Source organism: Engelhardtia mirabilis, from assembly GCF_007748095.1.
In the GTDB taxonomy this organism is placed as follows: Bacteria; Planctomycetota; UBA1135; order UBA1135.
This window is the reverse complement of the sequence record NZ_CP036287.1, coordinates 581,276-600,693: the sequence shown is the minus strand read 5'-3', so window position 1 is coordinate 600,693 and position 19,418 is coordinate 581,276. Positions and strand designations below refer to the sequence as shown.

Here is a 19,418-nt window from a genome sequence, read left to right as displayed (position 1 = left end):
AGGCTAGCCCCCCCCTTCACGGACCGCCCCCCCCAACCGCAGACCTGCCCACCATGCGATCACTCCTCGCCCTGGCTTTCCCCGCCCTGCTCCTGCTGCCCGCCTGCACCACCGACGCCACGCCGGAGACCCACTCCGATCAACCCGTCGAGACGATCGGCGGCGACGCCGCGACCGTCGTCCACCTCGACCCGACGATGACCCCCTCCACCGGCGACCCCGTGGCGGATCTGCGGGCCCACGTGGCCGCCCTGACCGCGAGTCCCGAGCACGACGCGGAGCGCGTTCAGGTCCAGCACCTGCTGGTGTCCTTCGCAGGCGCGGGGACGCGCGCCTCGCGCAGCAAGCAAGAGGCCGAGGCCCTCGCCGCCGACCTCTGGGCCCAGATCCTCGCCGGAGCCGACTTCGACGCCCTCGTGAAGGAGCACACCGACGACTCCTACCCCGGCATCTACACCATGGTCCCCGGCGGCGGCCGCCCGCCGACGACCTACAACCGCGGCGGCATGGTCCCGGCCTTCGGCAACGTCGGCTGGCGCCTGGACGTCGGCGAGTTCGGCGTGGCCGGCTTCGACGCCAAGGCCAGCCCCTACGGCTGGCACATCGTCAAGCGCACCGAGTAGCGGACAGAGCCGGGCGGACGGACGCGCCGCCGCTAACCTGTGCCAGCCCTGAGTCCGCGCCCCGCCGAGCCCCCACGCCACCATGTCCGACTCGACCCATCCCCACGCCCGCACCTCCCCCTGGGACCTGGCCGTGGGGCCCCCGCCCGACCAGTGGGACGATTGGGTCGAGTTGGACCCCAAGGCCTGGCCGGAGCGCGTCGAGAAGCACTACCGCTGCGTCCCGACGATCTGCTTCAACTGCGAGTCCGCCTGCGGGCTGCTGGCCTTCGTCGATAAGGGCACCGGCGAGACGGTCAAGTTCGAGGGCAACCCGGCCCACCCGGGCTCCCGCGGCCGCACCTGCGCCAAGGGGCCAGCGACGATCAACCAGGTCCAGGATCCCGAGCGCATCCTGAAGCCGATGAAGCGCGTGGGCCCGCGCGGCGGCGGCCAGTGGGAGGAGACGACCTGGGAAGAGGCCCTGGACGACATTGGCGGACGCATCCGCAAGGCGTTCGACGAGGACCGCCACAACGAGGTCAGCTACCACGTGGGGCGTCCCGGCGAGGACCACTTCGTGCTGCGGATGCTCGAGGCCTGGGGCATCGACGGGCACAACAGCCACACCAACGTGTGCAGCGCTTCGGCGCGCCTGGGCTACAGCCTGTGGTTCGGTGCCGATCGGCCCTCGCCCGACCACGGCGGCGCGGAGTTCATCCTGCTGCTGTCGGCGCACCTGGAGACCGGTCACTACTTCAACCCCCACGCCCAGCGCATCATCGAGGCCAAGGAGCGCGGCACCGAGATCGCCGTGGTCGACACGCGCCTGTCGAACACCAGCACCCACGCGGACCGCTGGATCTCGCCCTGGCCCGGCAGTGAGGCGGCGATGCTGCTGGCGGTCGCGCGCCTCTTGCTCGAGTCCGACCGCGTCGACCACGCCTTCGTGCGGCGCTGGACCAACTGGCAGGCCTACCTCGAGGCCAACGACGAGGGCGGTCCGGGGACCTACGAGCGCTTCATCGAGAAGCTCAAGGACCTCTACGCCCACTACACGCCGCAGTACGCCGTGAAGGAGTGCTCGATCCTGCCCGGCACGGTCGAGTACCTCGCGGACCAGATCGCCAAGGCCGGCAGTCACTTCGCCAGCCACCTGTGGCGCAACACCGCCGCCGGCAACCTGGGCGGTTGGCAGGTGGCGCGGGCGCTGATGCTGCTGCACGTGCTCTCGGGCTCGGTCGGCACCAAGGGCGGCCTGAACCCCAACTCCTGGGACAAGGCGCACCCGCACCCCAGCGAGATGCCGCCGCCCATCACGCGCTGGAACGAGCGCCACTGGCCCAAGGAGTGGCCCCTCGCCCACTACGAGATGAGCTTCCTGCTGCCGCACTTGCTGCGCGAGCAGGACTCCAAGATCGACGTCTACTTCACCCGCGTCTACAACCCGGTCTGGACCAACCCCGACGGTTGCTCCTGGGTCGAGATGTTCGAGGAGGAGGGCCGCATCGGCTGCCACGTCGCGTTGACGCCGACCTGGAACGAGACGGCCCAATGGGCCGACTACGTGTTGCCCATGGGCCTGGGTCCGGAGCGCCACGACCTGATGAGCCAGGAAACCCACGCGGGCACCTGGATCGGCTTCCGTCAACCCGTGGGTCGCGAGTACGCGCGGCTCGAGGGGCGCGAGAGCGACACGACGCGCGGCACCAACCCCGGCGAGGTCTGGGAGGAGTCGGAGTTCTGGATCGCCCTGACCTGGCGCATCGATCCCGACGGCTCGCTCGGCATCCGCAAGTACTTCGAGTCCAAGCAGAACCCCGGCCGACCGATCGGCATGGACGAGTACTGGTCGGACGTGTTCGCGGGCGTGCCCGGCCTGCCCGATGCCGCGGCGGCCGAGGACACCACGCCCCTGGGCTACATGAAGCGCTACGGCGCCTTCGCCGTGCCCTACGCCGGTCAGGAGCGCTACGCCACGAAGGTCGACAAGGGCGGCCTCGAGCTCGAGGACGGCAGCCGCGCCGCGGGCTTCCCGACCCAGTCCAAGCGGCTCGAGTTCTACTCGTCGACCATGCGCGAGTGGGGCTTCCCGGACGGCGAAGTGCCCACCTACCAGCGCAGCCAGGTGCACTGGAGCCAGATGGACCTGGAGGCCGGCGAGCGGGCGCTGCTCCCCACCTTCCGCCTGCCGACCCTGATCCACACGCGCTCGGCCAACTCCAAGTGGCTGCAGGAGATCAGCCACACCAACCCCCTGTGGGTGCACCCCGAGGACGCCCGCGCCTTCGGCGTGGAGACCGGCGACCTGATCCGCGTCAACACGCGCATCGGCTACTTCGTGCCGCGCGTGTGGGTCACCGAGGGCATCCACCCCGGCATCGTGGCCTGCTCACACCACGTGGGGCGCTGGCGCCTGCACGACGGCATCGGCAACTCCATGGCCACGGCCACGGTCGACCTGACCAAGCCCCGCGCGGGCGCCTTCCTGTTCCGCCAGAAGAAGCAGGTCGGCCCCTTCGCCTCGCGCGACTCCGACACCTCGAAGGTCCACTGGCACGAGGCCGGCGTGAACCAGAACCTGACCTTCCCGGTGCAGCCCGACCCGGCCAGCGGCATGCACTGCTGGCACCAGAAGGTGCGCCTCGAGGTCGCGAACGCGGGCGACCGCTACGGCGACGTGTTCGTGGACACGGCCAAGAGCCGCGCGGTCTACGAGGAGTGGAAAGGCATGTGCGTGCCGGCCCCCGGCCCCGGCGGCCTGCGCCGTCCGCTGCACATGAAGCGCCCGCTCAAGCCGGTGGACGAGGCCTACAAGCTCTGACGCCGTGGCGTCCGCTGGCGGGCGCCGCCGAATGGCAGCGGGGCGAGTGGACCTGGTCCACTCGCCCCGCGCTCTTGTGTCTACCGATCCGGCTCAGGCCGCTTGTTCCGCAACCGCGCCGTCCTGGGCCGAGACCCGGTAGCCGGTCTCGAAGCTGCCGTCCGGGCCGGGGAGTCGCACGGTCACCGGAAGGCCGGGCTCGACCTCGGCGCCGAGCAGCTCGAGTTCGGCGACGCTCAGTCGCAGGTTGCGTCGGTGCTCGGCGAGCGCGGCCACGGCGATCGTCGATTGGGTGCCGTCACCACCCTCTCGCTCGATTCGTCGGAGGCGCCGCTCGAGCCGCTTGACTGCCATGAAGCGCTCGTCGAGCTCGTGCGCGATGGACTGGATCAGCGGGCGCAGCTTGTCGGCTTCTTGGAGTTCGTAGGCTTTCTTCACTTCAGGCCTCCATTCGGATTGGGGCGGAGGCACCACTCGGCGCCTCATGGGGTCAGGTTGTCTCTACGACTGGGAGCGGCGCGGCGGACCTGAAGCGCACGCGGGTCGACACCGATTCGTGGTCCGCAAATCGGAAACCGGTTTTCTACCGGCACTTGCGTCCGGGGAGCGGGATCGGGCGTCACACTCGCCGGGATCCCGCGTCGCGGGTGAAGGGCTCGATCCACACGCTCTTTTGGGCAGATCGACCGTTCGGTTCCAGCGGCACGCTCCCCGGAATCGCTCCGAGAGTCCGCCGACGGGATTGCCGGGCTAAGCTCGCGGGCCTCATGACTCGACGATCGACCAGCCCGGGGGCCCGGGGATTCGCGCTGGCTCTCGTTCTGGGCGTGGCCGCGGCCGCCACCGGCTGCGCGGGGCCGGGCGGGGGGAGTCCAGCGGTGCTCGACAAGGCGGTCGAGCTGGCCCACTGGATGGTCGGCTCCTTCGACAGCGCCGACCAGGCGGCCCAGGCGCCGGATGACTACCTCGACATCCACCTGGAGACGGTCCGCATCTGGACCGACCGCAGCGACGGCCCCTGGCTCTACGTGGAGCAGGCCGCCGCGACCGCCCTCGACCGGCCCTACCGCCAACGCGTCTACCACCTGGTGCGCGACGGCGCCGGCGTGCGTAGCGACGTCTACGAGCTGCCCGGCGACCCCCTGGCCCTGGCCGGCGCCTGGCGCGACCCCGCGCGGCTGGCGGGGCTCGGGCCCCGGGACCTGATACGGCGCGAGGGTTGCTCGATCTGGCTGCGGCGCACCCCCACGGGCTGGGTCGGCTCGACCCGCGGTCAGGACTGCGCCAGCAGCCTGGGCGACGCGGTCTACGCCACCAGTGAGGTGACGATCACCGCCACCTCCCTGTCCAGCTGGGATCGGGGCTTCGACGCCAACGGGGAACAGGTGTGGGGCGCGGCGGCCGGCGGCTATCGATTTGTCAAGCGCCGCTGAAGGCCGCGCGAGGCGATTCGTCATGCGCCGCTGAAGGCGGCCCGGGCACCGGCGCCTTGGTGCGCCGGCAGCACGCGATTGCCGTCCGGAGGGTTCGCCCGGCCCTCGATCTCCGTTGGTTCATGGCAGGGCGACCGCGAAGAGGCCCGATCGGGCTCGCCAGTCCCCCTCCTACCGGCGCCAGGAGCGAACCACGTTGCCCACCACCGCAAAGAGAAGAGTCGCGGGTGTCGCGACGCTGGTGCTGCACGCCAAGGGCGCGCCGCCGGGGACGATCCGCGTCTGGGTCGGCGCATTCCAGCGCCGCACGACCCCGCAGCTCGAGTGGTTCGTGGACGGGGTGCCGACGCAACCAAGAGCGGTGCGCCACCTGCGGAGCGTGCGGGCCGGCTTCGCGGAAGGCGCCGCGCCCGACCGCGCCTTCAGTGGGGTGTTCGATTTCGACGGCCAGGCCTCGCACGAGGACGTGAAGGTCGAGGTGCGCGCGGGCGACGACGTGGCCAGCCTGCGGACCCGCGCCCTGCCGCAGCAGACCCTGACCGACGGCAAGGACCCGTTCCACCTGGTGCTGGGCTCCTGCTTCCACGTGAAGGAGAGCCAGCCCCCCAACCTCGAGAAGACACTCAACCGGATCAGTCTGGCGGTCCGGCCCGGGCGACCCCAGCTCTCGCTGCTCATGGGCGATCAGGTCTACCTCGATCTACCGACCCTGCGCGACCTGCCCAAGGACCGCGCGCGTCTGGCCGAGATCTTCGAGGGTGAGTACACGCGCAACTGGATCCACCAAAGCGGCCTGGCGCCGGCTCTCCAGTTCGGACCGAGTCTGTGCCTGCCCGACGACCACGAATACTGGAACAACTTCCCCGAGGCCTCGCCGTTCATCGAGAACAGCTACACGAAGGCCGGGCGCAAGGCGTGGAAGGCGGCGGCTGCGGAGCAGTACGCCGGTTTTCAGGCCTCGCAGCCGGACACCTTGCCGCTGAGTGCGTCGACGACCATCGACGTGCACCCGCTGTCGATCTTCTTGGCCGACACGCGCACCGAGCGCCAGATGAATTGCGAGCGGTCCGCACCGGTCGGGTTGGGCGACGAGCTCGGCGCTTGGGTCGAGGAGCTCAACCGCAAGGGTCGCGTGGGGCTCTTGGTCACCGGCCAGCCGATGTTCGACGAGGCCGTGGGCGGGGCGCAGGGCCGCGTGGCCGATTGGACCCTGCCCAACTACAAGGACTACGGCGAGCTTGTGCGCCCCCTGTTGGCCGCGCGGAATCCGATCGTGTGCCTCACTGGCGACGTGCACTGGGGTCGGGTGACCGAGGCCGTCCGCTCCAGCGGCGGTGCCAACCTCTACGAGGTGATCGTGTCGCCCATGGCCCTGGTCACGAACGTGGCGACGGACTGGTGGAAGGAGGGGACCAACTGGGCCCGCGGGCTGTTCGGGACCCGCGACCCTTGGCCGCGCCACTCCCACCCCGCCGCGCCACCCCGACACTTCGCCCAGGACATCGTCAGCAAGACCTGGGCCTGCCGACGGCCGAAGTTCCGGCCGGACGGAATCGGAATTCGCCCGGAGCAGGAATTCGAAGGGCAGCGGGGGGACCAGCTCGGCCTGTTGACCTTCCGTCGCGTCGGCGCCCGCATCCACGCCAGCGTGCGCTACTTCCCCGTGGCCGCCGACGTTGCACCGGGGCCGCCGGTGCCCGTGTTCACCAGTCACATGCCCATGCCGCAGCCCTGATCCACTTCGGTCCGAGCCAACGGCTCTGCCTTCGATCCACAACGGGCCTTCGATCCACAACGGGCCCTCGATCCAAAGCCGGCCTTCGATCTACGACTGGCCTCAGGTCCACAACTCTGCACGAGATTCCAGACGCTGCCCTGGATCTCCAACTCTGCCCCTAGCTCCAAGACCATGATGCACCTCCAACGATCCACGTCCTCGAAGCCGAACGAGGACTTCGTCGAGGCGAAGCGCGCTGTCGCGACGGTGAAGAGGGCCGGCGCCAAGAAGGGCGACCGGATGCAAGACAACGTCGCGTGGTGCCAGGCGCAACCCGATCACGACGGCGGACACCTCTTGCTGCTCGGCGGGACGGACACCATCTCCTTGCGGATCCGCATCGCCCAGTCCCACGCGCGCTCGACCCTGACGCCCGGCAACTGGTCCCACGTGGCGCTGATGCCCGGCAAGCTCTACAAGAATGCGGGCAAGACTCCCCTGTTCCACGTGCCGGTGGCCGGGAGCGCGACTTCGCAGGCGATCGACAACAACGGCGTGGTCGAGGCGCGGCTCGAGGATTTCGCCGACCGCAAGGCCTACCCCAACATCGCCCTGATACGCCTGCCCGTGGCCCAGTCGGAGCTGAGGGCGGCGATCAAGACCTTCAGCCACGACCGTGGCCTGATCGATGCGCTCGACCTGGTCGTCACCTGGCTGGCCTTCTCATGGGGCGTGGGTGCCTCGCCCAACCCCCTGCTGCACGAAGTGGGCGTTCCCTCGGCCGTCTTCGCCGAGCACGTCGTGGGCAGCAGCGGTTTCGAACTGACCCCCGGCCTCGCCAGTCGCAGCTCGTGCCCCGAGGCGATCTGGCAGTCGGCGCGCTACTGGTACAAGTTCCACACCCAGGCGACCGAGCAAGGTGAACGCCTCTCGGGGACCTGGAACCTCGAGCACTACATGGACGGCGTGCTGCGCGTCGCCCCGGGAAGCTGACCCCATGACCACCCGACTCTCCCGCGACATCGCCACGCTCGAGCCCCGTTACGACGTGGTCGTGGTCGGTTCCGGCTACGGCGCCGCCATTGCGGCCTGCCGACTGGCCCGTGCGGGCCAATCGGTCTGCGTGCTCGAGCGCGGGCGCGAGTTCGATCGCTTCCCGACGACCCTCGGGGCGGCCAAGGACGAGTTGTCCTTCACCCTCACCACGCGCGAGGCCTCGGCGCGGCTCGGCAATCCCAACGGGCTCTACGACTTCCGCGTCAACGACGACGTGAACGTGTTCCAGGGCAACGGCCTGGGCGGCACGTCCCTGATCAACGCCAACGTGGCCCTACGGCCCACGCCGGAGGTCTTCGAGGGCGACGCCTGGCCGGACGCCCTGGTGGAGGACGGCGGTGAAGGGTTGGAACGCGGCTTCCAGCGGGCCGAGGCCATGCTGCAGCCCACCCCCTACCCGGCGGGCGCGCCCGAGTTGAAGAAGCTCAGCGCCCTCGAACGCTCGGCCGAGGCCCTGGGCGCGGGCCACTGCTTCTACCGTCCGCCGATCAACGTGGCCTTCGAGGACCGCGTCAACGCCGCGGGGGTGACCCAGGTGGCCTGCAACCTGTGCGGCGACTGCGTCACCGGCTGCAACACGGGCTCCAAGGGCACCCTGACCCAGAACTACCTGCCCGACGCCGTGCGCCACGGGGCGGAGATCTTCACCGAGGCCTCCGTGCGCCACGTGGAGCGCCAGGGCGACGGGTGGGTGGTGCACTTCGACGCCCTGTGCGCGGGGCGTGAGCTGTTCGGCGATCAGGAGCTGTTCGTGCGAGCCGGCCGGGTCGTGCTCGGCGCGGGGGCCCTGGGCAGCACCGAGATCCTGCTGCGCTCGGCCGCCCGGGGCCTCTCCCTCTCGCCGCGCCTGGGCGCGCGCTTCACGGGCAACGGGGACGTGCTGGCCTTCGCCTACAACGCCGACGAGCGCATCGACGGCGTGGGCGCGGGCGACGACGAACCCGACCCCGAGCACCCGGTGGGCCCCTGCATCACCGGGATCATCGACCTGCGCGATCGCGAGGGCGTCGCGCACGACATGGTCATCGAGGAGGGGTCGTTGCCGGGTCTGGCGCGGGACTTCCTCGGCGGGGCCCTGGCCGTGGCGGCGAAGCTGGACGGCGAGGACACCGACTCCGGCTTCATGGACTCGATCGGCGAGCGATTGCGGCAGTGGGGAATCGGGGGCAAGGCCCTCGATCACACCCAGACCTTCCTGGTCATGAGCCACGACGACGGGGCCGGACGCCTCGAGCTCGACGGCGACCACGTGCGCGTGCACTGGGAGGACTATGCCGACCAGCCGATCTTCGAAGAGGTCGACCGCACCCTGTACCAGGCCTCCGTGCCCCTGGGGGCGACCTACGTGCGCAACCCGGGCAGCACCGAGATGCTGGGCGAGCGCCTGGTGACGGTGCACCCCCTGGGCGGCTGCCCCATGGGCGCCGACGCCAGCCGCGGCGTCGTGGACCACGCAGGTCGGGTGTTCCGCGGAGATGGCGCCGAGGGCGCGGTGCACGAGGGCCTCTACGTCCTCGACGGCTCGATCATCCCGCGCCCCCTGGGCGTGAACCCGCTCCTGACCATCTCGGCCCTGGCGGAGCGCGCCTGCGAGATCATGGCCCAGGACGCGGGCTGGGACGCGAGCCAGATCGTCCGCGGGGTCGACGCGACGACACCCGTCGGCGCCGCCGGGCCGCGGCCCGTGGGCGTCGAGTTCACCGAGACCATGCGCGGCTGGATCGACCTCGATCCCGAGGCCGAGGCCGGACCCGCGGCGGCCGCCCGGGGCAAGGACGTGGACGCGGCCTTCGAATTCACCCTCACGGTCGGCGTCGACGACATCCGCGCCTTCTCCCGCGACCCCCTGGCTACGGCCACGATGTTCGGCACCGCCCTGGCGCCGGTGCTCTCGGACGGGCCGATGACCGTGCACGATGGTCGCTTCCGGCTCTTCGTTCCGGACGACGACCGGGTGCGTCGGCGGCGCATGGAGTACTCCATGAACCTCGAGACGATCGAGGGCGAGAGCCTTCGCTTCACCGGTTGGAAGGAAGTCCGCGACGACGCCGGGATCGACGTGGTGGCCGACACGACGACCCTGTTCTTCCACGTCGACGACGCCGCGGGCGCGCGCCGGGGCGCGGGGCAGCTGGTGATCGAGCCCCTCGACTTCGCCCGGCAACTGAGGACGATGAAGGCCACCGGGGCTTCGTCGAAGCTCGAAGGGTTGGGCGCCCTGGCGCGCTTCGGGGGGCTCTTCGCCGGTTCCCTGCTGGACGTGTACGCGCCCTTCTTCGCCGGTGACAGTGCGAACACGGTGACGCGCAAGGACCCGAGTGCGCTCGGTACGAGTGCGAATCTGACGGTCGACGTGCCGCCGCGGGAGCGTCGGGCGATCGCCGCCCCCGTGCCCGAGGTGCACCCGCTCGTGACCGCCGACGGGGTGGAGCTGCGACTGCTGCGCTATCGGGCCGGGGACCGCCGGCCGCTCCTGCTGCTGCACGGTCTGGGCGTCTCCAGTCGCATCTTCACGATCGATACGATCGAGCAGAACCTGGTCGAGGCCCTGTGCGCGGCCGGGCACGACGTGTGGCTGCTCGAGAACCGCACCAGCATCGAGGTGCCCGCCGCGCACGAGCGCTTCAGCGGGGACGAGATCGCCGACCACGACTACCCGGCCGCGATCGCCCACCTGCGCCGGGTCACCGACTTCGACCAGATCGACGTGGTCGGCCACTGTTTCGGTGGCACGACCCTGTTCATGGCGCTGTTGAGCGGCATGACCGGGGTCCACTCGGTGGTCACCTCCCAGACCGCGGCCCACGTGGTGGCGCCGCTGATGACCCGCTTGAAGAGCGGCCTGCACCTGCCGGGCGTGCTCGACCTGATGGGCGTCGACAGCCTGACGGCCTATGCGGGCGAGCACCCCACCTGGCGCGCCAGCCTGTTCAGCAAGCTCTTGCGCCTGCAGCCGCTCGAGGCCGAGGAGTGGTGCTCCTCGTCGGTCTGCCATCGCATCGCCTTCCTCTACGGCCCGCTCTACGAGCACGACCGGCTCAACCGAGCGACCCACGAGGCCCTGCGCGAGATGTTCGGGGTCGCCAACATCGACGCCTTCGCGCACCTGGCGCGGATGGTGCGAGCCGGCCACCTGGTCGGCGCCAACGGCTCCGAGCGGTACCTGCCACACCTGGACCGGCTCGACCTGCCGATCACCTTCATCCACGGCTCCGAGAACGCCTGCTTCGAGCCGGCCACGACCCGTCGCACCCACGATGCCCTGGTCGAGCGCTTTGGCCCGGACCGCTACAGCTACCACCTAATCGACGGCTACGGGCACATCGACTGCATTTTCGGGGCCCACGCCTCGCGCGACGTCTACCCCGCGATCCTCGCTCACCTGGATCGCTTCTCGCCCGCCTAGCCAGGCCAGGAGGCCGCCATGCACTCGGAACCCTTGATCTGGACGGATGTGGACGCTGCGAACGGCGTGGTGCTGCGCTCCACCGGCGAGGGCCTGCCCCTGTTCCTGTTCCCCGGCATGGAAGGCGACGGAAGTAGCTGTCTGCACCTGGCCCAGCCGGCCGTCGAGCAGGCGATCGCCGCGGGTGCGCCGACGATCGAATTGGTCGTGGTGGACTTCAGCGCCGAGCGACACGCCAGCCTCGAGGCCTTGGTCGGCACCTGCAGCGACCTTGTCCGAGGGCACTTGCAGCGCCGCGGGGCTGAGTCCTGCCTGGTGTGGGGCCAATCCTTCGGCAACCTCCTGGCGGCGGTGGTCGCGCCTGCGCTCGGAGCCCGCGTCGACGGCTGCGTGCTCTTCAGCCCCTTCTCCGCCCTACCGGCCGGGCGAACTCGGCTGGCGAGCCTGGCCATGGCCGTGACCCCGACCTTCCTCTATCGCGCGGTGATCGGTCGACTGGGGAGGCTCGCCTTCGGCCCCACCGGCGACGGAGTGGACCACGGGTTCTTCGCAGGGCTGCGGCGCATGACCGCCGGGCAAGTTCGTCGCCGCACCGGTTGGCTCCGCTCACGGAAGTTCGCCGACCGCTTCGCCCGGCTCGAGGCGCCGGCCAGGGTCTGGCTGGGTGCGCGCGACCGCCTGATCGACCTCGAAGAGCAGCGGCGCTTCTTCGGCGAGCTCAGCCGGCGTCGCCCCGGCTGGTCCCTTCACGTACTCGACAGTTGTGGCCACGTGGTGCTGCCCTCGCCGATCGTCACTGCCGTTCGCAGGGACCTGGCGCTCTGGCTGGTCGAGTGCGCCGAGCGCGCCCAGGGTCTGCGCTCGGTCGAGCTGCGGCCTCCCTCCCGTACCGCGGCACCGATCCGCTCGGCCTCAACCGGAGTGAGTGTTGCAGAGGGCGACGTCAGCCGTGACGATCCCTCCGCACCGGAATCCCCATCGCCCTGACCAGAAGGGCACGCGAAGCCCCCCACCTTGGACCCGATCCGCCGCGCCGCCCACGTCGTCACCCCGCCGTTCATGTGGCTGGCGATGCAGCTCAAGCTCTTCGCCTACCGCCAGCCCCTGCGCCCGCTGCGTTGGGTGCTGCTCGAGCTGACCCAGGTCTTCGACTTCGCGATGGTCTTCGCGAACGTCCAGAACTACGCGATGTCGATCAACCACCGCCTCTTCGGCGGTGACTTCCTGTTCGGCAAGGCGGTCATGGTCACCGGCCACGCCCGGGCGCTGGAGGAGATCCCCCACATCCGCCTGCGCGGCAGCCGCTTCATGGGCGTGCCGATGGTCGCGGGGGATCCCGGGGTGTTCGTCACCAACGCGGGGCCGATCACGACCTCCCAGCCCGCGCGCCGGGTGCTGCGCGAGCACATGAATCGGGAGATCGTCAGCGACTGGCTGACCTCGCCCGACTACCCGACCCTGCAGGCGCGCTGCGCGGACATCCTGGCCGACTGGAAGGCGTCGCCGCAGATGGCGTCGATGTTCGGCGTGCGCGGCACCTCGACCCGGATCATGGTGCGCCTGCTGTCGGGCCAGGACCTGCCGGCGGCCCAGGCCGAGGCCGTCACGCGCGCCTACTTCTTCCGCTTCGGCGAGCACACCCTGTTCGGCTACTACGCGCCCTTCGTCCTGGGCCTGCTCGGCACCCGCGAGCGCATGCGCCGCGACGCCTACCGACCCCTGCAGGACCTGGGGATCGACGAGCTGCGGATCGACATGGTGCTGTTCGCGGCGATGTTCAGCCTGGGCACGATCGTGATCAAGTGCCTCGAGTACGCGCGCCGGTACGACGTGGACTGGAGCGGGCTGACCCACGACGAGCGCGTGCGCTTCGTGATCGAGACCCAGCGCCTGTACCCCACCGTGACCAGCGTGCACCGCATCCTCGAGCGGCCCGAGGAGGTGGTCATCCGCGGCAAGCGGGTGCGGCTCTACCCCGGCGAGGAGATCGCCTACCCCTTCGTGGCCATCAACCGTGACCCGGCGGTCTTCGCCGAGCCGGACGAGTTCCGCTTGGATCGGCCGCAGTCGGAGGTCGACGCGGTGCTGTCCTGGTCGACGGGCTTCCACGCCTGTCCGGTGAAGGACCTGTCGATCCTGGTCACCGTGCTCCAGCTCGACGCCCTGGCCGAGCGGGGCGACCTGCGCGCGCTCTCCTTCTTCAACATCGAGGTCTGAGCGTGGGGCAGGCGGGTGCAGAGCGCTGGAACGATCGCCTGCGGGGGCGCTGGCGCGGGCCGCGGAGCCTGACGACGGTGCTGCCCCTGGATTCGGGGGCCGGCCCCGGCGAGGACCCGGCGGCCGCGCGCGATCGTGTGCGCAGGTTGGAGCCCGACCTGGTGCAAAGGCTCGGTGAGGTCAGCGACCTGCACTTCCTGCGGCTGGTCGTGGTGCCCGCGGACGAGCGCACGGGGCAAGGCCTGCGCCTGCTCCTGAACGTGATCCACGACCGGCCCCTGGACGAGCACCTGGCCGACTTGACCCGACGGGCCGGCGACGTGCTGATCGACATGCTCGGGAGCACGGCGCCCTCCGGCCGCCCGATGGACCTGCCGCCCTTCCTGCTGCAGCACCGCGTGCGCGACGACGCGCTCTACATCGGCGCCGTGGGCCGCACCGTGCAGGAGATCCAGGCCGAGCGGCGGCTGCGCGACGCCCTGGCCGAGCGCGTGGACCGCGAGGAGGCCAGCGGTCGTTGGGAGAGCCTGGACGCCGAGGCCGCGCGGCGCGAGCTGCGCGCCATCGCCCGGACCGAGTGGACCGGCCCCGAGTTCCCCCTGGGCCGGCTGCCGCGGCCGACCCGATCCCAGCGCACGCTGAAGCTCGTCGACCTGGCCCTGGTGCTGACCTTGTTCCCGATCATCGGCGTGCTCGGCTACGACCTGATGGACGCCGTGCGGCGCATGGAGCCGGGGCCCAAGCGCGCGCTGACCCGCATGGGCGCCTGGATCTGGTGGCTGTGGGGTGCGATCCCGACCGCCGTCGCCTTCCTCGTCGTGCGCGGCCTGGAGCTGTGGGAGCGCCCCCTCGAGGCACCCGGTCCGACTGAGGCCGAGCTCCAGGCCCTGGAGCAGGCCGAGGACGAGCGTCCGCGCAACGAGCTCACGGTCTGGTTCCCGGTGCGCGACAACTGGCTCTCGCGTGTGCTGCTGCGCGTGATCCTGTTCGGCGCCGAGCGCGGCACGCGGCACTTCTGGGCCGACGGCGCCCTGGCCGGCGCCCGCAACATCCACTACGCCCGGATCCTGCAGGTCGACGGCGGCCGCTCGATGATCTTCATGAGTGACTACGAGGGCAGCTTCGACGCCTACATCGATCACTTCGTCGGCATCGGCGGCAACCACCGCGCCGTGGTGCCGATCTCGTCGCGCCTCGCCGGCTGTCCGAAGACGCGCTGGCTGTACCTGCAAGACGACCCGCCCAGTTTCCGTCCGGGCTGGAAGCAGCTGATCCGCACCTACCAGACCGACGCCTCGGTCTGGTACAGCGCCTACCCCGACCTGACCTGCAACGACGTGTTGAACCACGCCGCGATCCGCGACGGCCTGTTCGCCGACGAGCTGTCCGACCAGGAGGCCCGCGCCTGGGCGCGGCGGATCTGATGGCGGCGGTAGGCGAGACGCCGCGCGTGAACGTCGAGACCGACGACATCCAATCCCTGGTCTTCACCGGCCACGGGGACCAGCCGGCGTCGATCGCCCTGTGGCTCGAGGCCACGGGCGACGTGGCCGCCGCGCGCGAGGGCCTGTGCGGCCTCGTCTACGAGGACGAGGTCTGGTTCGGGCGACGGGAGCGCAGCGCAGAGCCGCGGCTGCACCTGGCCCTGAGCGCCGCGGGCCTGCGCGCCCTCGACGCCCCCGGCGATCAACTGGAGCAGCTCGAGCGGCCCTTCCGCCAGGGCATGGTCACGCCGCGCCGCAGCCGCGCCCTGGGCGACCGTGGCCGCAACGATCCGGCGGGCTGGAGCTGGGGCGACCGCGCGGCCCACGCCCTGCTCTTGATCTACGCCCCCACCCCGGATTCGGCCCGGGCGCGGGCGGCTGCGCTCGTCGATCGCCTGGCTCCCGGCTGGCGGCCCCTGCACGAGCTCGCGATCCACCTGCCGGACCACGGACGTGAGCCCTTCGGCTTCCGCGACGGGATCGCGCGCACGCGGATCGCCTGGGACGGCGACGGGCGCGATCGACCGGGGCTCGACAGCCTGCCGCCGGGGGAGGTGCTGTTGGGTCATCGCGACGCGGTCGAGCGCGTCCGAGAGGTGCCGACCCTGGCCGCGAACGGGTCGTACTTGGTGGCCCGTCAGCTTGAGCAGGACGTGGCCGGCTTCTGGCGCTTCTGGCTCGAATGCGCCGAGGGCGATGCGGACTCGGCCCTGTGGCTGGCCTCCAAGGCCGTGGGTCGCTGGCCCAATGGCATGCCGATCCGCGGCTCGAGCCCGAGCCCCGAGCCGGCCGCCGACGAGGCCGCGATCCTCGCCGGCCCGAGCTTCGGCGACGATCCCCATGGCGAGCACTGCCCGCGGGGCGCCCACGTGCGCCGCTCGAACCCGCGCGACGCGCTCACCGCGGACGCTCAACGCTCACGCGACATCGTGGCCCTACACCGGCTGCATCGGCGCGGGCGCATGTACGGCGCCGACGCTCCGCTGGACTGGTACCCGCAAGCCCTGCGCGCGGCCCTGCCCGCCGGCGGCGACGCCGAGGCCGAGCGGGGCCTGCTCTTCATGACCCTGTGCGGCGACATCGCGCGTCAGTTCGAGTTCGTCCAGCAGTCGTGGCTGGCCCACCCCAAGTTCGCCGACCTGTTCGACGAGGTCGACGCGATCGCCGGCGGCGACCAGATCCCGGGCGACGCGGGGCACCTGACGATCCCCCAGGGCAGCGGGCCTCGGGCCCTGCGGCGGCGCCTGGCCGGGGTGAAGGGTTGGGTCACGGTTCGCGGCGGCGGCTACTTCCTGCTGCCCGGCCGAAGAGCGATCCTCGACGTGCTCGCTCCCTGACCAAGCCCCATGCTGAACCACCTCAACCCCCTCGAATGGACCGAGGCCACCTGGTCGGCGTTCTTCTGGGTCATGGCCGCCTGGAACTTCGCCCTGGCCCTGCCGGCGCTGTTCAAGCCGACCCTGGGCGTGCGGATCCTCTTCGGCTTCGCGCGCGACGACTCCCTCAGCCGCGCCCAACAGCAACTCGTCTCCCTCGGCATCCTGGTCTTCGGGGTCGCCTACGCCCTGGTCGCCCTGGATCCGGGCAGCGGTGCGGGGCTGGTGCGGCTCGGGATCATCGGCAAGCTGACGGTCCTGGCCGCCTTCGCCGTGCTGCACCACCAGGGCCGGGCCACCAAGATCGCCCTGGCGATGGTGCTCGGCGACGGGCTGTGGTCGGTGTTCTTCGGGCTGTTCCTGCTGCGCTCGACCTCGTGACAGCAGTGGGCTGCACGCCCGGTCAGCCGCGGGGCTCGACCGTCGGCGGAAACTCGAGCGTCAGGCGGTAGATCGCCATCCAGATCGGGAACTCGACGACGCAGCGGTGGCAGACGAAGCCCTCCCGCCGCAGGTCGCCAGCTTCGAAGCAGTGGTCCAGGACCTCGACGTGGCGCGGGTGGATGCGCTCGAGTCCGGCCAGCAGGTCGGCCCCCGGCAGCAGGATGCGCGGCTCGCCCGGCAACCGGTCGTACCACTGCTTGTAGTCGATCGTCCCGAAGGCGTCGGGGGTGGCGCGGTAGGCGCCGGCGCGCAGAACGCTGGAGTTGGCCAGGGGCGCTTCGACCCAGAGGTCGTGCACCAGCGTGCGGACCGGTGTGCGCACCGCCGCCAGGGTGCCGTAGCCGTTGTCCCCGCCGGGCTCGAGCCGTGAGACCCCGCGGTTCCGCACGGGACCGCTCCACACATCGATCGGCCGCTCGCCCATGTGGCGCCCGTCGTAGGTGGTGAGTACCCGGCGCTCGTCGATGCGCGCCCGCGTGATGGCCAGGTCGGGGGTGCCGAAGCGCTGGTGCAGGCTGTCGGCCGGGCCCGCGAGCTCCGTCTCGTCCTCGACCCCGACCGGTGCATAGTGCTTCGCCATCAGCGGCGCCGCGTCCGGTCGCGCGCGATAGCCGAGCTGGCCCAGGGCGCCGATCGAATCGAGGTCGCCGGACCGCTCGCGTGAGCGGTAGAGGATCGTGACCACGACCATGGCGTCGCAGGCTGAGCCCGTCAACGTGCTCGCGGCCTCGTGCATCCGCGCGCGCACGGCCGTCCCGTCGGCACCGCCCTCGGCTGCGCCCGGGCCAATCGCCGCCGCCTCACGCAGGGCGGCCACCAAGCGGCGCTGGCTCCCGCCGCCCTCGTGGATCAGCTCGGCGAAGGCGGCCACCGCCCCGCGCGCGGCTTGGCACAGCTCGGGCGGGCAGCCGCGGCGTTCGAGGGCGGCGACGAACAACTCCAGGCCGTCGACGCCGGGCAGGATGCGCGCCAGCTCGGCCGGCTCGCCCCGGTGCTGAACCGCGGCCAGGACGCGCCGGCAGAGCGGGCCCTTGAGCTCCGCCCAACGCGCCACGGCCTCACCGGTCAGGGGCCGCAGGGGAATCCAGTCGTACAGCCGGCGGAACTCGGCGCGGATGCGCTCGCACTGACTGCGCACGCGCTCCAAGTCGACCCGCGCCCCGGTGGTCAAAGGCGCGGAGCGAGCTTGGGTACGAGCATCGGTACGAGCTGCAGTCATGGGTGCCGTCGCCGGCCGGTCGAGCCCTGCCGAGGAAATCGACGATCAGGGCGCGAGGGTGAGTGCAACGGCCTCGCTGGCGGAGAGCAAGGCCCCCGCCGGCAGATCGAGCAGCAGCATCGAGTGGTACAGGGTCGTGCCCGCGAGGCCGGGATCGGTAGCGGCGGGAATCGAGATCTGCGCCGTACCCCGACCGGCGCCGTCGAGGACGCCGAGGGTCCCGACCAACGGGCCCTGGTTGGCGCTGGTCAGGGTGAAGTTCGTGTAGGCGTCGACCGCCAGGGGAATGTGGACACCGCTCAGCTCCAACCCCGGCGCCGTCGCCGTCGCGCTGCCGAGCACGATGTAGGCCAGGCCCGGGCCGACCGTCGGGCCGGCGTTGAGCGCCAGGGACTGCACACCGCCCGAGACCAGGGAGACCGCCGGCTGGTCGGCGTCCATGCGCGGACCGTGGTAGTAGATGATCTTCGTGTCGGGGCTCAGGATCCCCCACAGCCCACCGCCGCCGGCGGCTTCCATGGCGAGGTCGAAGGTCGTGAGCGGCAGGAAGCCGGCCGCGACCGTTCCGTTGAGCGCGCCGGTAACCACGGCGGTCGAGTAGGTGCCGGCGGGCGCGCCCCAGCCGAGATCTCCGCCGGTGACGCTCCACTCCACATGCCCCTGCTCGTGGTTGGCGGACAGGTGCATGCCGAACAGCGCCGCGGACTGGACTCCGTTGGTGGTCCAGTCGGTCACCAGTTGGGTCCGGACGATGTTCTCGCCCGCGGCGGGGGCCAGCACCGTCGCGAAGACGATGCTGCCCTGGAAGGGCTCGAGCACCAGGGGCATGACCGTGGCGTGGGTCGCGGTCACCTCCTGCGCGTCGGCCGCGGGAGCTCCCGAGCACAGGATCAGCGAGGTGGACAGGGTCAGCTTGGTGGTCAGGTTCATCGGTGGCCTCGTTGGTGGATCGGGCGGCGCTGGGGGCGGGGCAGGCTCACTCGAGTCAGCAGAAACGATGTGAGATCGATCTCACATCAGACGTCAACCCTAGCCCGGCCGGCCGATCGCGGTCACACCGTGAATCCGGGTCTCACCCAACTCACCTCTCGGGGGGGCTTAGAGCAGCGCTCCCGGCAAACCTGCGTAGAGGTAACCACCGTACCCGACGATGGTTGCATACATCAGGAGCTCGACGTTCTCCTGCCAGGGCTGCTCGCGGCGCAGGGCTCCCCAGACGTGAACCAGGAGCAGCGCCGCCGCGGAGCCGAGCAGGATCTCGAGCGACTCCAGGTGCGACTCAGGGTCGGGGGCCGCCCGGAAGGTCGCGGCCGACAGGACCAACGCCACCCCACCCAAGCAGCGGCCGAGGTAGACGGTGAAGGCTTGCTCCGTCGGCAGCCTCCAGCCGAAGGCCCGACCCCATTTCAATGGCACCAGGAACAGGGGCACGGCCGACCCGAGCAGGAAGGCCACGCCCACGATCCACAGGAACCAGCTCGTCGTCGAATGGTCGGGGTCGATCATGGTCAGTCCTCCGCGCGGGCGAATCTAACCTGGGCGGTCCGGTAGACGAAGCCGGCTGTAGTCGGGCGTCGCACTACCCGCGTGTTGCGAGCACCACGCGCTGGGATCCGCGAGCGCGCTGGACGACGCGAGCG

15 protein-coding genes are annotated in these 19,418 nt (G+C 70.9%); 11 read left to right on the top strand and 4 right to left on the bottom strand.

Features of this window, described 5'->3' with window-relative positions; genetic code table 11:
• The first annotated feature begins 53 nt into the window (after positions 1-53).
• On the top strand, positions 54-623 hold the full coding sequence (locus Pla133_RS02260) for a peptidylprolyl isomerase (RefSeq protein ID WP_145061962.1): 570 nt from the start codon (positions 54-56) through the stop codon (positions 621-623).
• Positions 624-705: 82 nt separating this feature from the next.
• Complete coding sequence (locus Pla133_RS02255) at positions 706-3,426, top strand: molybdopterin dinucleotide binding domain-containing protein (RefSeq protein ID WP_145061960.1); 2,721 nt, start codon at positions 706-708, stop codon at positions 3,424-3,426.
• A 93-nt stretch (positions 3,427-3,519) separates the two neighbouring features.
• On the opposite strand, the gene Pla133_RS02250 is transcribed toward Pla133_RS02255, so the two are convergent.
• Positions 3,520-3,864 carry a hypothetical protein gene (locus Pla133_RS02250; protein WP_145061958.1) on the bottom strand — a complete coding sequence of 115 codons (345 nt, stop codon included), beginning with the start codon at positions 3,862-3,864 and terminating at the stop codon, positions 3,520-3,522.
• A 329-nt stretch (positions 3,865-4,193) separates the two neighbouring features.
• Between Pla133_RS02250 and Pla133_RS02245 the strand changes: the two genes are divergently transcribed.
• From Pla133_RS02245 to Pla133_RS02205, 9 genes are all read left to right on the top strand, one after another.
• A complete protein-coding gene (locus Pla133_RS02245) occupies positions 4,194-4,859 on the top strand; it encodes a chromophore lyase CpcT/CpeT (protein WP_145061956.1) in 666 nt (221 codons plus the stop codon).
• A gap of 196 nt (positions 4,860-5,055) precedes the next feature.
• A complete protein-coding gene (locus Pla133_RS02240) occupies positions 5,056-6,594 on the top strand; it encodes a metallophosphoesterase family protein (protein ID WP_145061954.1) in 1,539 nt (512 codons plus the stop codon).
• 174 nt (positions 6,595-6,768) lie between these two features.
• A complete protein-coding gene (locus Pla133_RS02235) occupies positions 6,769-7,569 on the top strand; it encodes a hypothetical protein (RefSeq protein WP_145061953.1) in 801 nt (266 codons plus the stop codon).
• Between the two features lie 4 nt (positions 7,570-7,573).
• Entirely contained in the window at positions 7,574-11,038 is a 3,465-nt protein-coding gene (locus Pla133_RS02230) for an alpha/beta fold hydrolase (protein WP_145061951.1), read from the top strand.
• 18 nt (positions 11,039-11,056) lie between these two features.
• Complete coding sequence (locus Pla133_RS02225; RefSeq protein WP_145061949.1) at positions 11,057-12,025, top strand: alpha/beta hydrolase; 969 nt, start codon at positions 11,057-11,059, stop codon at positions 12,023-12,025.
• 27 nt (positions 12,026-12,052) lie between these two features.
• Positions 12,053-13,255 (top strand): cytochrome P450, encoded by a 1,203-nt coding sequence (locus Pla133_RS02220; RefSeq protein WP_145061947.1) that lies wholly within the window; start codon positions 12,053-12,055, stop codon positions 13,253-13,255.
• Positions 13,256-13,332: 77 nt separating this feature from the next.
• Positions 13,333-14,679: a hypothetical protein gene (locus Pla133_RS02215; RefSeq protein ID WP_145168256.1), complete on the top strand. Its 1,347-nt coding sequence runs from the start codon at positions 13,333-13,335 to the stop codon at positions 14,677-14,679.
• A 26-nt stretch (positions 14,680-14,705) separates the two neighbouring features.
• Entirely contained in the window at positions 14,706-16,076 is a 1,371-nt protein-coding gene (locus tag Pla133_RS02210; protein ID WP_145061943.1) for a Dyp-type peroxidase, read from the top strand.
• 9 nt (positions 16,077-16,085) lie between these two features.
• A complete protein-coding gene (locus Pla133_RS02205; protein WP_145061942.1) occupies positions 16,086-16,496 on the top strand; it encodes a hypothetical protein in 411 nt (136 codons plus the stop codon).
• Between the two features lie 22 nt (positions 16,497-16,518).
• Here Pla133_RS02205 and Pla133_RS02200 read toward each other — a convergent pair whose 3' ends face one another.
• The 3 genes from Pla133_RS02200 to Pla133_RS02190 all read right to left on the bottom strand — a co-directional run bounded on the left by Pla133_RS02200 (position 16,519) and on the right by Pla133_RS02190 (position 19,284).
• Positions 16,519-17,778 (bottom strand): hypothetical protein, encoded by a 1,260-nt coding sequence (locus Pla133_RS02200; protein WP_145061940.1) that lies wholly within the window; start codon positions 17,776-17,778, stop codon positions 16,519-16,521.
• A gap of 45 nt (positions 17,779-17,823) precedes the next feature.
• Complete coding sequence (locus Pla133_RS02195; RefSeq protein WP_145061938.1) at positions 17,824-18,708, bottom strand: hypothetical protein; 885 nt, start codon at positions 18,706-18,708, stop codon at positions 17,824-17,826.
• A 168-nt stretch (positions 18,709-18,876) separates the two neighbouring features.
• The gene (locus Pla133_RS02190; protein ID WP_145061936.1) at positions 18,877-19,284 is read right to left on the bottom strand and encodes a hypothetical protein; all 408 of its coding nucleotides are present in this window, start codon (positions 19,282-19,284) and stop codon (positions 18,877-18,879) included.
• Between the last annotated feature and the right edge of the window lie 134 nt (positions 19,285-19,418).

Bases quoted from the DNA above. Each gene is read 5' to 3' on its own strand.
- Pla133_RS02235 (WP_145061953.1), top strand. From the start codon at position 6,769: ATGATGCACCTCCAACGATCCACGTCCTCGAAGCCGAACGAGGACTTC.
- Pla133_RS02205 (WP_145061942.1), top strand. From the start codon at position 16,086: ATGCTGAACCACCTCAACCCCCTCGAATGGACCGAGGCCACCTGGTCG.
- Pla133_RS02255 (WP_145061960.1), top strand. From the start codon at position 706: ATGTCCGACTCGACCCATCCCCACGCCCGCACCTCCCCCTGGGACCTG.
- Pla133_RS02260 (WP_145061962.1), top strand. From the start codon at position 54: ATGCGATCACTCCTCGCCCTGGCTTTCCCCGCCCTGCTCCTGCTGCCC.
- Pla133_RS02200 (WP_145061940.1), bottom strand. From the start codon at position 17,778: ATGACTGCAGCTCGTACCGATGCTCGTACCCAAGCTCGCTCCGCGCCT.
- Pla133_RS02190 (WP_145061936.1), bottom strand. From the start codon at position 19,284: ATGATCGACCCCGACCATTCGACGACGAGCTGGTTCCTGTGGATCGTG.
- Pla133_RS02225 (WP_145061949.1), top strand. From the start codon at position 11,057: ATGCACTCGGAACCCTTGATCTGGACGGATGTGGACGCTGCGAACGGC.
- Pla133_RS02245 (WP_145061956.1), top strand. From the start codon at position 4,194: ATGACTCGACGATCGACCAGCCCGGGGGCCCGGGGATTCGCGCTGGCT.
- Pla133_RS02195 (WP_145061938.1), bottom strand. From the start codon at position 18,708: ATGAACCTGACCACCAAGCTGACCCTGTCCACCTCGCTGATCCTGTGC.
- Pla133_RS02230 (WP_145061951.1), top strand. From the start codon at position 7,574: ATGACCACCCGACTCTCCCGCGACATCGCCACGCTCGAGCCCCGTTAC.